At 71.3% G+C, this 12,872-nt stretch carries 13 protein-coding genes; 12 read left to right on the forward strand and 1 reads right to left on the reverse strand.

Going from position 1 to position 12,872, the window contains the following annotated elements; genetic code table 11:
• Positions 1-55 precede the first annotated feature (55 nt).
• The 12 genes from IF83_RS0121740 (at position 56) to IF83_RS0121800 (ending at position 10,381) form a co-directional block, all read left to right on the forward strand.
• Positions 56-1,252: a helix-turn-helix transcriptional regulator gene (locus IF83_RS0121740; RefSeq protein WP_030546681.1), complete on the forward strand. Its 1,197-nt coding sequence runs from the start codon at positions 56-58 to the stop codon at positions 1,250-1,252.
• Complete coding sequence (locus IF83_RS0121745; protein ID WP_030546683.1) at positions 1,249-1,809, forward strand: flavoprotein; 561 nt, start codon at positions 1,249-1,251, stop codon at positions 1,807-1,809. The genes IF83_RS0121740 and IF83_RS0121745 overlap by 4 nt, the downstream gene beginning before the upstream one ends.
• An 87-nt stretch (positions 1,810-1,896) precedes the next feature.
• Entirely contained in the window at positions 1,897-2,037 is a 141-nt protein-coding gene (locus IF83_RS33850; RefSeq protein WP_158711092.1) for a hypothetical protein, read from the forward strand.
• Entirely contained in the window at positions 2,010-2,216 is a 207-nt protein-coding gene (locus IF83_RS0121755; RefSeq protein ID WP_030546684.1) for a hypothetical protein, read from the forward strand. The genes IF83_RS33850 and IF83_RS0121755 overlap by 28 nt, the downstream gene beginning before the upstream one ends.
• Before the next feature lie 175 nt (positions 2,217-2,391).
• On the forward strand, positions 2,392-3,216 hold the full coding sequence (locus IF83_RS0121760; protein ID WP_030546686.1) for a YndJ family protein: 825 nt from the start codon (positions 2,392-2,394) through the stop codon (positions 3,214-3,216).
• A 339-nt stretch (positions 3,217-3,555) separates the two neighbouring features.
• Complete coding sequence (locus IF83_RS31325) at positions 3,556-4,530, forward strand: FG-GAP repeat domain-containing protein (RefSeq protein WP_078843721.1); 975 nt, start codon at positions 3,556-3,558, stop codon at positions 4,528-4,530.
• Entirely contained in the window at positions 4,527-7,028 is a 2,502-nt protein-coding gene (locus IF83_RS0121770) for an FG-GAP-like repeat-containing protein (RefSeq protein WP_030546690.1), read from the forward strand. Before IF83_RS31325 ends, IF83_RS0121770 begins: the two co-directional genes overlap by 4 nt.
• 229 nt (positions 7,029-7,257) lie before the next feature.
• The gene (locus IF83_RS0121780; RefSeq protein WP_030546692.1) at positions 7,258-7,470 is read left to right on the forward strand and encodes a hypothetical protein; all 213 of its coding nucleotides are present in this window, start codon (positions 7,258-7,260) and stop codon (positions 7,468-7,470) included.
• 189 nt (positions 7,471-7,659) lie between these two features.
• Positions 7,660-8,049, forward strand: coding sequence for an effector-associated constant component EACC1 (locus IF83_RS0121785; RefSeq protein WP_051723090.1), 390 nt, complete (start codon positions 7,660-7,662; stop codon positions 8,047-8,049).
• Positions 8,042-9,583, forward strand: a complete 1,542-nt coding sequence (locus tag IF83_RS0121790; RefSeq protein ID WP_037680767.1) for a caspase, EACC1-associated type — start codon at positions 8,042-8,044, stop codon at positions 9,581-9,583. Before IF83_RS0121785 ends, IF83_RS0121790 begins: the two co-directional genes overlap by 8 nt.
• A 55-nt stretch (positions 9,584-9,638) precedes the next feature.
• Positions 9,639-9,926, forward strand: a complete 288-nt coding sequence (locus IF83_RS0121795; protein ID WP_030546698.1) for a hypothetical protein — start codon at positions 9,639-9,641, stop codon at positions 9,924-9,926.
• An 11-nt stretch (positions 9,927-9,937) separates the two neighbouring features.
• Complete coding sequence (locus IF83_RS0121800; protein WP_030546700.1) at positions 9,938-10,381, forward strand: hypothetical protein; 444 nt, start codon at positions 9,938-9,940, stop codon at positions 10,379-10,381.
• 303 nt (positions 10,382-10,684) lie between these two features.
• On the opposite strand, the gene IF83_RS0121805 is transcribed toward IF83_RS0121800, so the two are convergent.
• Positions 10,685-12,838, reverse strand: coding sequence for a UvrD-helicase domain-containing protein (locus IF83_RS0121805; protein ID WP_030546702.1), 2,154 nt, complete (start codon positions 12,836-12,838; stop codon positions 10,685-10,687).
• Positions 12,839-12,872: the final 34 nt, after the last annotated feature.

A 12,872-nucleotide genomic window follows, 5' to 3' on the forward strand; every position in this document is an offset into this window, starting at 1 on the left:
CGAGATAGAACCCTGGCGAGTACGCACAGTGCGTGCCTTGGCTCCGGGGGCTGTCGTGGACACTGAACGCATCGGCCGGCGCATCGCCTGCTTTCGGGAACGGCGGGGTTACACCCAAGGCGACTTCGGACGTCTCATGGGCAAGTCCCGGCGCTGGGTACAAGACCTCGAAGGCGGGCACCGGCAGACCGACCCGCGTCTGTCGGTGCTCCAACGGGCGGCCGATGTCCTTCGCATCCCCCTGGAACGCCTCATGACCGACCACCCCGTGCCGCGGCCTGGATCCTCCGCGGCATTACCCGTGGAAGTGGCGGCTCTCGCTGATTCCCTTCATGCCCTCGCATCGCGAGGTCGCGTCGTTGACCTCGGCCACCTGCGGCGACGCGTCACCTTCTGCTGCCAGGCATGGGCCTCGTGCCACTACGCCGCCGCTGCACGCGACCTTCCAGAGGTCCTCGCCGACGCGCACCGCACCGCCGTCGCAAGCAGCGAGGCCGCTGTCCTGCTGTCCCGCGCCTACCAGCTCACCGCGTCGCTTCTCTTCAAGTACGGAGCGCTTGCCCGTACACCGGCCGTGCTCGCCGCCGACCGGGCACTGGCGGCTGCCGAGACCTCCGGCGACCCCGTGGCCATCGGCGCAGCCGCCCGGCGGGTGACACGCGGCCTCATCCACCAGCAGCGGCACGCCGCCGCGACCGACTACGCCGGCACGACCGCCACCACCCTCCGCCCCGACCTGGAGCGGTCCGGCTCAGCCGGGCTGTCCACTCTGGGAATGCTGCATCTGGTGGCCGCAATCGGCGCGACCGGGGCAGGCCGGTCCCGCCAGGCTGTGGCCACCGCGGCGGAGCAGCTCGGCGAAGCCGGAGAGGTGGCCGCCCAACAGGGCGAGCGCGGGGCGGACTTCACTGACTTCGGCCCCACCAACGTGCGACTCTACGAGGTGGATGTGCTGCTCCGGCTTGACGACGCGTGGTCCGCTGTCGAGGCGGCACAGCGGATCGACGCGGCGGCGCTGGCCGGATTGGGCAGGGAACGGCAGGCACGGCATCTGGTGACCACCGCAGGCGCTGCGGCTCTGACCAGAAACCGCGACGGCGCTGTCCGCGATCTGCTGGAGGCCGAACGGCTTGCTCCTGAGGAAGTCCGGCGGCCATCCGTCACGGGACTGGTCGGTGAACTCGTGGAACTCGTGCCCACCCCGCGCCCGGAGTTGACCGGCCTCGCCCGGCGGTGTGGACTCCGTGTATGACCCGAGTGCTCTACCTGATCGCCTGCGCGGCCGGCCCTGCGCAGTACCTCGACCGGGCCGTACGACTTGCCCAGGGGCGCGGCTGGGAGGTGTGCGTCATCCTCACCCCCTCGGCTGCCGCCTGGTGGGAGCCACGGATGGGAGAACTGGAGCGACTCACCGGCCACCCCGTGCGGTTCCGGTACAAGCTGCCGTGGGAGAAGGACGCGTTGCCGAAGGCGGACGCCATGCTGGTCGCTCCCCTCTCGTGCACCAGCTTGAACAAGTGGGGTGCGGGCATCGCGGACACAGTGGCGCTGGGCATCCCGTCGGAAGCGGTCCACATGGGTGTGCCCGTGGCGGTGATGCCGTTCTTCAACCAGGCGCAGGCCGCGCAGCCCGCGGTGCCGCGGAGCGTTGAGGCACTTCGGTCGCAGGGGGTGCGGGTCCTGCTGGGGGAGGACGGGTACGAGCCGCATCCGCCGAAGACGGGGGACGCCCGGGCCTTTCCGTGGAATCGGGCCCTCGACGCGATGGAGCGGCTCATGCGCCCCGGCAAGGCCGACTGCTCGCCCTGACCCCTGCCTCAGCAGCCGGCCGACCGCAGCCGCCAAGGCCCGCGTCCAGCCAGGTGTGTCCCGGCCGTCGCGCTCACCGGAACCGCGGTGATCGGCGCGACCGGAGCCGGGCCGCAGCGCCATGTCACGGTGCTGGTGCGCGGCGAACGGATCGCCGCCATCGGCAGCGCGCGCCGGGCCGAGTACCTGCGGGCGCTGAAGTGGTTGACGGGCGCGGCGAGTTCGTAGTCAGCGGCTTCATCGACTCCCACGCGCACGGCAGCGGCCAGGAAGAGACAGAACCCCAACTGTTCTTCGCCAACGGCGTCACCACGGTGCGCGGCCTGAACGGCCAGGCACTGCTGTACGACCTGTCGCTCGGCGTCCGGCTCGGCCGCGCGGTCCATCCACCCCGCCGTCGCTGGTGACAGCGCTCCGGCGGTCGGGAGCACTCCGGGGGCGGCGCGGGTCGACGGGCCCTGCGCCGACGGGAGTTGAGGCTCCGGAGGGCCAGGCACTCCGGCGGCCCCGGGGGGAATGGCGGCCCGGACGAGGTCTGGGCTCGGTGGCAGTCGGCTGCTGGGGGGCTCCGTCATGACCGCTCTGACCGTGCTGGTGAACCTCGTCGTCATGCTGGGCATGTTCGCCGTCGTGCCGATGGGGCTGGCGCTCGTCGGCGGCCCCGAAGCGGTCCGGGCGCGCCCGTGGTGGCTGCTGGGTGCCGCCCCCGGGGCACTGGCCCTGTGGCTGCCGCGCGGTGGTCCCGCCACCGCGCTGGCCGTGCTGTACGCACTGGCCACCGTCGCCCTCGCCGCGCAGGCCCCGCTCCGGCTGGCCCGCACCCGGTCCCTGGCGCCCGCCGAGGTCGCCGTCCTGACCGCGCTGGCGGCGCCGTCCGTCGCCGGGGTGGCGCTGGTCGCCGAACGCGCGGGGTACGAACTGTTCGGCTTCGAACTGGAAATCCTGGCGCTGACCGTGCCGCACTTCCACTTCGCCGGGTTCGCCGCCGCGCTGGTCGCCGGCCTGGTCTGCCGGACCGACGGCGGCCGCGCGGCCCGGGCCGCCGCATGGAGCGTGCCGGTCGGCACCCTGCTCGTCCTCGTCGGCTACTTCCTCGGCGACTGGGCCGAACTCCTCGGGGCCGCCGTGCTCACCGCCGGGATGTGGCTGGTGGGGTACGCCGTCTGGCGCGGGCCACGGGCCGGCAGCGCCGACCGCACGACCCGTGTGCTGCTCACCGTCTCGGCGGCGGTGCTCGTCGCGACCATGGCGCTCGCCCTGAGCTGGGCCCTGGGCGAGGCCACCGGCCTCCCCCACCTCTCCCTGACCTGGACGGCCGCCACCCACGGCGTGGGCAACGCCCTGGGGTTCGCCCTGTGTTCACTGCTCGCCTGGCGCCGCCTGACGGGATCCGCCACCGGACCGTGACGGGGACCGGCCCGGCCGCCGAGCCAGGGGATGACATCCCCTGGTTCCGCCCGCCGGTGCCGTGCACCGTGGAGGACATGGCCACGGACCGTCCCGTCCCCGTTCCCCGTCCGGCAACCGCGCGGTTCGCCGTCGTCACCGGCGCGGAACACACGGCGCCGGCGGGGCGGTCTTCGTACGGACTGACGGACGGACGCGGCGGGCGGGAAGGAGCTCGCCGTACTGCGGCGGTCACGGCTGACGAACCGGGCCCGGCCCGGCGCCGGCACCTCCGCCGCCGGGCCGGGCCCACCACCACCGTCCGGAACACACGTTCCCTCACTTCTCAGGAGACCGTCCATGTCCTTACCCGAGGCCGTCGTGGCGCGTGATGACACGACTCCATCGCGGCGACTCAGATGCTGCCTTCTCGCGCTGTCCCTGCTCGCGGCAGGGACGACCTTCACCATGACCGGCCCCGAGGCCGAAGCCGCCGAACGGTGCGCACTGGGCGGCGGATGGACCCCTCTGGGGCAGGTGGCCCCGGCCGTACCCGGCGTCACCGACTTCGAACTCGTCCGCTTCGCCGACCTCGACGGAGACGGGGACGACGACCGCCTGCTGCTGGACGAGATCGGGGGCGTCCGGCAGTGGCGCAACGACCGGGACGGGCGATGGTCGTACCGGGGGCGCGTGGCCGCGGGCACCGGATACCCGCCGGAGCGAGTCAAGTTCGCCGACCTGGACGGTGACGGCAGGGACGACTACCTCGTCGTGAAGGACGACGGCGCACTCGACGCCTGGATCAACGAGGGGGGTGACCTGACCGGTCCGGACGGGGTCACCCCCGGCTGGCGCGGGGTGGGACAGATCGCGAGGGGCACCGGCTCCTCCCCCGACCGGATCTACTTCGGAGACCTCGACGGTGACGGGGACGACGACTACGTGAGCCAGTCCTCCACAGGGCTGATGACGTCCTGGCGCAACGACGGCGGAGACCGGCCGGGGCATGTCGGCTGGGCCTTCTGGGCGCACCTGCTGAGCACGGACAGCGATACGGACCTCCGCTGGGAGTTGGCCGATGTCGACTGCGACGGCCGGGACGACCGCACGGGCCTGAGGGGGAGCAGCGTCCTGCTTGCCGATGTGAACCTCGGCATCGTCGACAGTGTTTTCTGGGTGGGGCGCAGGGTCGTCCTGGCCCGGGGCACCGGCGATCCGGCCGACCGGATCAGGCTCGCCGAACTGAACGGTGACGGCAGGGTCGACTACCTGGTCATGGCCGGCGACGGAACTGTCGTGGGGTACCGGAACGACGGGGGTGACTCGGCATGAGCCGTCTCACCCACCTGTGGCGCCGACTGCGGAGGGGCGGAGCTCTGGCGGTCGTCGCCGCGCTGGTGTCTGGCCTGCTCGTGGCCCTGCCCGCCGCCCCGGCCGCCGCGGTCGACCGGCCGCTGTCGAGCACGCCGCTCCTGACCTGGAACATGCAGGGCGCCACCGACCAGGGCGAAAGCAAGTGGAACAACTATCTGCCGGAGTACTCACGGCAATTCCCCATCATCATGCTGCAGGAAGCGGGTCCCTCGGCGGTCGCCAGCGCCCCTCACCTGAGAGACCTGACCCGCGTCACCCACGACAGCACGGGTGTCCCCCGTACCCACACGATCAATCACCACCGCTGGCAGCCGGAGACGGCGGACCAGAGCACGGGCTTCCGGGACATCTACTTCATGCAGACGCAGGCAGGAGAGCGGCGGGTCAATCTGGCCCTCATCGTCACGGAGGAACCCGACGAGATCAACGTTGTGGCGAACCCGCTCGACGCGGGCCGTACCGCGCTCGGCGTGCGGTACGGCGTGTACTGGTACTTCACCGTGCACGCGCTGTCCGGAGGAGGCGGCGACTCGGCGGGGCTGCTGGACGCGATCGACGACGCGGTGGAGGAGTGGTCGCTTGGTCAACCCCTCCCGTACCGCTGGGTCGTCGGTGGGGACTTCAACGTGGAACCGAATGTCCTCCAGGCGGAGCGCGACAGATTTCCGGTCGCCCGCGTCGTGAGCACCGACGCGGACACTCCGACCCACAACAGCGGCCGCCGCCTCGACTACTTCGTCACCGACGACATCAATACCGCGATCACGTTGGGAGATGCCTGGCTCCACGAGCGCCAGCCGCCCGGCGACCACCGGCCGGTCGGCCTCGGACGGCTCCATGCCGGCGCGGAACCCCCGGACCTCCCTTCCGACATCCGCCTCATGCCGATCGGCGACTCCATCACGGAAGGGTGGGGCAGCAGCGACAACTCCGGCGCGCGTGACGAGATCCAGGAATCCCTCGGCCAGGTGAGAGTGGGCGAACTCCTGGGCACTCCGGACGATTCGCTGCTCTACGAGTCCCTGGACAACCTGGACCTGGTGGGCCAACTCGAGCATGGTGAGGGCATCCCCGACGACGACCACGAAGGCTGGGCCGGGTACACCATCGACCGGATCCGGGACACGGTCGGCGAATCCGTCGCGGCCAGGCGGCCCAACGTCGTGACGCTGCTGGCCGGCACCAACGACATGGTCCGCGACGTCGACGTGGGCAACGCCCCGAACAGGCTCAGCGGGCTGATCGACGACATCTACGCCTGGTCGCCCGGGGTAGCCGTCGTGGTCGGCACACTGCCCCCGTCGCGGGACGACACCATCCAGAACCGGATCGACGCCTACAACGCATCCGTTTGGACGATGCTGGGCGGGCGCATCGCCGACGGGGACCACCTGGTCCGGGTGGACCTGAGCGCCGTCACCGAGGCCGATCTGGACGATGTGGTCCACCCCAACGACGCGGGATACGAGAAGATCGCCGACGCGTTCTACGCGGGCACCCGGACGGCGCTCGCCAACGGCTGGGTCACGGAGCCCGCCCGAGTCGAGCAGCCCCCCGAGCAGTGCACCGCACGCCGGGGATACGAAGGGAGGGGGCTGATCTGGGAGGGGCTTCCCGGCAACCCCGACGCCGCCCGTTCGATGAAGTACGCCGATCTCGACGGCGACGGCCGGGACGACATCGTGTGGATCTCTCCCAGCGGCGCCGCGACCGCCTGGCTCAACCGGGATGCCGACGGGGAGATCACCTGGGTCTACCGCGGTGAGATCGCCGCGGGTACGGGCCTGGGGCCCGACCGGGTCTTCTTCGCCGACCTTGACAACGACCGCCGCGACGACTACATCGTCATCCGGCCGGACAACGCCATCGACGCCTACTACAACCGCGGGGGCGACACCTCCGACGAGGACGGCTGGCGCGCCAGGTTCGATCCGCACCTCGACTACGGCCGGGGCACCGACACCCCCGTCGACCGCATCCGATTCGCCGACGTGAACGGTGACGGACGGGCGGACTACATCCGTCTGATCGACTTCAGCACCACGATCGACGTCTGGTACAACCGCGGCGGCGACACACCCGACCGCAACGGCTGGGAGAGCGGCGGCGCCATCCTGACCAACCTCCCGCCGCGTGCCAACCAGCAGATCGAGTTCGCCGACCTCAACTGCGACCGCAGGGCCGACTACATCGCCATCGATCCCGACGGCGTGCCCAGGGCCTGGTTCAACACCGGCGGCAGCCGGTGGACCGAGCGGGGTCAGATCGCGACAGGCACCGGCGGCGTCGTGGCCCTGCCCGAGCTCGACGGCGACGGCCGGGCCGACTGGGTCAGGATCGCCCGCAACGGCGCGATCGAGGCCTGGCTCAACAGAGGCGGCGACGAGCCGGACCGCGCTCCGGACGGCGCGGGCGAACGGCGTTCCGCGCCGGGAGCCACAGCCGGCGGGCTCTGAGGACCGGTGCGAGCGGCCGGGCGGGCAGGGGAGTCGTCCCTGCCCACCCGGCCGCCGTCGTCAGCGGTCCGTCAGGGCGACCTTGCCGGTGAGCGGATCGGCCGCCGGCGCGAGCGGTCCCGGCGCCGCGAGCCGGGAAACACCATCCTTCGGGCGGCCCCTCTCCACAGGTTGTTGGAGTTCCGTGAAAGGGCCACGGGGCGAATAGAAGCAGTGGTACGACTGCTCCATGGCGAGCTATCGCACGAAAGACGGGCACACGGTGGGCTTCGGCAGCACGGTGTATGCGATAAACGGGGACGGCCCGTTCATCCTCACACCACCCGATTCCGCTCCTCCCGGCTGGGTCTCCATGGTGAGCGCCGACGGCGAGGACATCCGCCTGCACGCTCCGGAGGATGTCGCGCTCTACTACAACCGGGACCGGCGGGTGGAGGTTTGAGCGGGCGTCCTGCCCCCGGTGTGTGGAGGCGGTGGATCGAGGGCGTGGCCGGGGAAACGGGTGCGCCTTCGGTACCGCGAAGCACAGGCCGTGAAACGCCGGGACCGGGACGCCGAGGACACCCATGAGCTGAACGCCGCGGAGAACACCGCGCTTGGACGGAGCACACCATCGGCTGGGGAGGCCCCGATGCCTGGACCGAACACTTCACAGGAACCCGAGATTCCCGCGAACGCTGCCGGGGGACCGCTCGAACTCGGCTTGACGGTCTCCGAGCCGGCCGACGTCGGTCCGTTGTTCCGCCGTCTGCGTGCCGTCCCGGGCGCGACCGTCACCCGAAGGCGATCCGGCCCGGGTGGCGGCGAGCTCGGCGTCACCGAGGTGCTGCAGTTGCTCGTGCCGTCCTCGGCCGTCCTCGCCGTCGCGATCCGGACGCTGCCGGTGTTCATCAAGTCCCGGCGCTCGTCCGTGACCGTGACGATCACCCGGGACGACCGGTCCGTGACCCTCACCGGTGAGAACCTCGACGACCCGCAGAAGATCCTGGACATCACCGACCGCCTGCTCGGCCATGACTGACCCGGCACGCCGGGATTACTCCCGTTCGCGCGCGGTCCTCATGGGTACCTGGGAGTACACGGACTTCCAGGACGTCCGCGCGGTCGAACGCAGCTTCAACCGGATGCGGGACCTGCTCCTGGACCCGGTGTGCGGCCCGTGGCCCGAGGAGTCCATCGTGCGGTTCGAGAACCGCCCCACGCTCGGCAGGACCCATGTCGAGCTCATCGACGCGTTCCGCGAGGCCACGGATGTCGCGTTCTTCTACTACGTCGGACACGGGATCTACGATCACCGCGAGCGGCTGTGCCTCACCGTGGGCGACACCAGGACCGATGCGCACTACACGGCCGCCACGGGGCTGTCCTTCGAGGCGGTGCGGGACGCGTTCCGCTCCAGCCCGGCCGCGGTCAAGATCGCGGTGCTCGACTGCTGCTACGCGGGCCTCGCCACGGAGGAGTACGGCCGCCTCTCCGCCGACCGCTTGCTCCCGGCGACCGGCGCGTACCTGATGATGAGCAGCAGCGCGTACGAGACCTCCTGGTACGAACTGGAGGCCGTCGCCGACGCGCAGACGTACTTCACCAAGGCCCTCGTGGACACCGTGCACGAGGGCGTCCCCGGCGGGCCGGCCGGCCTCACGTTCGATCACATCTTCGGCGTGGTCGCCGACCAGCTCGTCGGGAACGGCAGACCCGAGCCGGGCCGCCGCGTCGAGGATCACGCCGCCGGCTGGGTGTTCGCCTCCAACAACGCCCCCGACGCCCCACCGGAACCCGGCGCCGACCCGGACACCGTCTACCGCGAGGCGTACCGCCGTGAGACCAAGGAGGGAGTCGAGCGGCTGCCGGTGATCGCTGCGATGTACCGTGCCGCGGCCGCGGCCGGACACACGCCGTCGATGAACCGGCTCGGGCAGATCGCCGAGGGCCGGGTCCAGGCCAGGATGCAGGGCATCGAGCCGGGGCCCGTCGACGGCGCGGCGCTCCTGGAGGCGACGCAGTGGTACACGAAAGCCTCCGAAGCCGGCGACCCTGTCGGCCCGCTGCATCTCGGACAGCTCTACGAGGAGCAGTACAAGGACCAGGACCGGGCGTTGCACTGGTATGCCCTCGCCGTGCGCCGGGGCAACAGCGCGGCACAGGAACGGCTGACGGGACTGGAGCAGCGCGTCCGCCTCGGGATCGACGCGCCCCGGCAGCCCGGGGACGAGGGCGACGAGCAGTCGGAACCGGCGCGTCCGCCGTCGGCGACCGGCAACAACGTCGTCGGTCTCGCCTTCGAGGTACTGCGCGAACGCTGGCTTGCCGACTGGGACGGCATGGAGTCGCTGGCGTTCGCCGATTGCCTCGACGTCCTCACCGACGCCTGCGGCGGGCCCTACGGCGAGTGGGCGGCCCTCGACGAGGCGGAACGCGGACGTGTCCTCGCCGACTTCGCCGCACAGCTGCCCCCCAGGGCGGAGCTCGCGCGCGCGGCGCGCCGGTACTACGAGGCCGTCGGCCCGGGGAACCTCCGCGATCACGCTGCCGCGCTCCGTCGCCGGGCGAAGTGATCCGAACGGAACCACCACCACACCACCACACCACCCCACACACAAGGAGTGCGGCATGGCGATCCCGGAAGTCGGCACGGCACTCCGGCAGTCCCTCGAACGCCACCGGTTCTCGCTCCGGCCGCAGCCCGACGTGCGCCCCGGCGAGGAGACCGTCCACGTCGTCCTCGACAACGGTGAGGAGACGTTCCACGCCGGCCATGTGGACCACCACCTGGGACTGTGGTGTGCCTTCGCCGTCGTGCGACCCCACGGGCTCTTCCGCTCCGACGAGGTCGGCCGGCACGAGTCGTTCGAGGACGCCGTGCTCGCCGTCCTCATGAGTTTCACCCACGTCGAGTAGGAGGTGCCGGCATGCGTGTCGAGCCACGATTCCGCGACCAGATCAGATGCCTCGTCCTCAAGGACCGCAGGGCGAAGGCGCTCGACGAAGCCCTCTCACCGGGCGACAGGATCGCCTTCAACGATTTCCTCGTCTCGGTGGTCGCCGTGCTCCTCGCTCCGCGGCTGGGCGACCGGTGCCGCGTCGAGGAGCTCGCGGAGTTCAGCGCCGAGGTCGCCGCCACGCACCGCAGCGAGCGGCGTCCAGTCAACGAGTTCGTCGTCGAGGAGGTCCTCCGCCAGATCTACGGAGTGCCGCCGCTCTTCCGGACCGTCACCGTGCCTCCCCCAGCCGTGTCGGGAGCGGGCGCGGCGATCGTGCGGTACCTGAACAACACGGACACCGGCATCGCCACCGGCATCGACCGCGTCCTCGACGCGGCTGTGGACCTCCACCAACGCCGCACGAGGCCTTGACGCCGTACGGCCGGTACGGGACTCCCAGCGGATCGGCGGCAGCAGTGGTGCGAGCCCTCAACCCGCACGTTAATCCGGCTCGCGACGGCTGGTCCTTCTGGACCGTCACTGCCACGGGGAATCTCCTGCAGAGCATTCGATAGCGGCTGGGCCGGAGCCGCGAACTCAGGACTCCTTGGCGCACCGATCGTGTGGGCCTGACGTACGTGTGTCCCTCCGGGAGCCTGTGGGTCCGGCGGGACCGAAGACGGCGTAGAGCGGCATGCGTCGCTGTGCGTGGGCCATGGCCTCGTCCCCCTGACGTCACACGCCCGCCTCCACCAGGAACGGGCTCGGCTCGCCAGACCAGGAGACGTACAGGCTGTCGCGGGCCCTGGTGCAGGCGACGAACAGGAGGCAGCGCTCCGCCATCAGGTCCGTCTCGTGCTGCTTGGCGTCCACCCCGGGCGGGGTGACCGCCTTCGGGAAGGGCAGTGCGCCGTCGTTCACGCCGATCACCGCGACACAGCGGAACTCGAGTCCCTTGAACGAGTGCATCGTTCCGACCCGGACGGTCGTTGCCTCGCCCGCAGTGTCGGCGGCCCGCAGGGGTGCGGCGGGGATGCCGGCGGCCTTCAGTCGCGCCACCGCCTTCGCGCACGTCTTGTTGAAGCGCGTGCTCACCCCGATCTCCCCGGCGCCGACGCCCGCCTCCAGCCACGCCCGCACCCGAGTTACCAGCGCGTCCAGTTCGGCCTCTTCGTCCGCCGCCGCGTGCAGGGCGGGCCCATCGCCGTGCAGGGCGGAGCGGTAGCCGAGCAGCGTGTCGGGGCGGTTCTCGTCCTCCAGCTCGGCGATCGGACGGCCCACGAGCAGCGCCGTGGACCAGCGCAGGATCTCCTGCGTACTGCGGTAGTTCTTGCGCAGCTTCACCGACCGCCCGGTCACCTTGATGCCGAGCGACTTCAGGGACACCTTCGCGTCGTAGATGCGCTGGTGCGGATCGCCCGCGATGAACAGGTCGTCCGGACGGGCGGGGACGGCCGCGCGCAGCAGGCGCCACTGCGCGGGGTGCAGATCCTGCGCCTCGTCCACCACCACATGCCGGTACCGCGGCCCCGTCTCCTCCAGCAGCCGTGCCGCCTCCGCGCACGTCTGCAGCCAGGTGCGGGCCCCGTCCGAGGCCAGGCCGGCTGTGAACCGCTCCACCGTCTCCCACACCAGGGGCCGCTCGGCCGCCGTCAGCCGGCTCCCGCGGCCGCGCCGGTCCGCCGCCTCGTAGTCGGGCAGGGTCCTGATGTCCTGGGCCAGGACGACGTGCCGGTACTCCTGGGCGAGGAACTGCGCGCTGCCGGCGAAGCCCGTCGCCTCGGCGGCCTCGCCCCAGCGGCTCTCCTCCTCCTGGTGCGTCAGCGGCCGCAGCGCCACCGCGCCCGTCTCCTCGGCGACGACACGGCTGGCGAAGCCGTCGACCGTCGAGATGTCCACGCGCTCCCGCAGCTCCGGGTCCTCCACGAGGGACTCCAGGCCGGAACGGAGCGCGTTGACCAGCGCGTTGGTGTAGGTGGTGAGCAGGATGCGGTCGCCGTCGCGCAGATACCCGAGGAGGTGCTTGACGCGGTGCAGCGCCACGACGGTCTTGCCGGTCCCCGGGCCGCCACTGACCTGCGCGGGCCCCGAGTACGAGGCCCGGTAGGCCACCTTCCGCTGTGAGGGGTGCAGGAACACCCGCCAGGCCGCGAAGGGCTTGTCGAGGATCTCCCGCAGCTCCTCGGAGGCCGTGACGAGCGCGATACGGGCCCCGCTGTGCCGGATCGCGGTCTCGTAGTCCCCGGTGCCGTCCGGCGGCACTGACGCCTGGGCCTGCAGCGCGGGCGCCACGATGTCCTGCCACACCTCCTCGACCGTGCAGCCCGCCGCGAGGTACTGCAGCACCTCGCGCTGGTCCTGCGGCAGCAGCGGTGCGAAGACCTCCAGCTGCTCCTTGTCGACGAGCGTCCGGGCCTGCCGCAGCGTCTCGGCGTCGATGCCGAGCGCGGTCAGGTCCCCGTCCGAGAACTTCGCGAACAGCCGCTGCTTCGGCGAGGCTTCCGCCACCCGCTCGTAGGCCGGGGTGATCTCGTCCAGGGTGGCCGCGTCCCGGATCTCGACGGCCCGTGTCACCTCGTTGATGCTGGACTTCTGCTTCTTCGCCCACGCGATGGCCTTGTCGTGCTGCATGACCCGCAGCAGCACGAAGGTGTCACCGGAGGGCGGGGCGAGGACGACACCGCGCCAGAACTGGTCGATGCGGATCGTCCGGATCTGCTGGTCCTTCGCGTGCGTCAGGCTCTCCAGCTTCAGCCCCTGGTCTCTGAAGAGCTGGTCGAGGGTGAGCCGGCCGAACTTCTCCCAGGCGTCGAGGACGCCCTTCCGCACGGGCGGTTGGAGTTTGGGGAGTTCGGCGAAGAAGCCGATGTCGAAGGCGAGCTGCGGCATGCAGGGATCCTAGGGGCGGGGCGGGCTGCGACGC

Origin of the sequence: Streptomyces albus subsp. albus (assembly GCF_000719865.1) — a bacterium.
In the GTDB taxonomy this organism is placed as follows: domain Bacteria; phylum Actinomycetota; class Actinomycetes; order Streptomycetales; family Streptomycetaceae; genus Streptomyces; species Streptomyces albus_E.

Coding starts and splice junctions, on each gene's coding strand:
- IF83_RS0121805 (WP_030546702.1), bottom strand. CDS start 12,838: ATGCCGCAGCTCGCCTTCGACATCGGCTTCTTCGCCGAACTCCCCAAA.
- IF83_RS0121785 (WP_051723090.1), top strand. CDS start 7,660: ATGCCTGGACCGAACACTTCACAGGAACCCGAGATTCCCGCGAACGCT.
- IF83_RS0121795 (WP_030546698.1), top strand. CDS start 9,639: ATGGCGATCCCGGAAGTCGGCACGGCACTCCGGCAGTCCCTCGAACGC.
- IF83_RS0121745 (WP_030546683.1), top strand. CDS start 1,249: ATGACCCGAGTGCTCTACCTGATCGCCTGCGCGGCCGGCCCTGCGCAG.
- IF83_RS0121800 (WP_030546700.1), top strand. CDS start 9,938: ATGCGTGTCGAGCCACGATTCCGCGACCAGATCAGATGCCTCGTCCTC.
- IF83_RS0121790 (WP_037680767.1), top strand. CDS start 8,042: ATGACTGACCCGGCACGCCGGGATTACTCCCGTTCGCGCGCGGTCCTC.
- IF83_RS0121780 (WP_030546692.1), top strand. CDS start 7,258: ATGGCGAGCTATCGCACGAAAGACGGGCACACGGTGGGCTTCGGCAGC.
- IF83_RS31325 (WP_078843721.1), top strand. CDS start 3,556: ATGTCCTTACCCGAGGCCGTCGTGGCGCGTGATGACACGACTCCATCG.
- IF83_RS0121770 (WP_030546690.1), top strand. CDS start 4,527: ATGAGCCGTCTCACCCACCTGTGGCGCCGACTGCGGAGGGGCGGAGCT.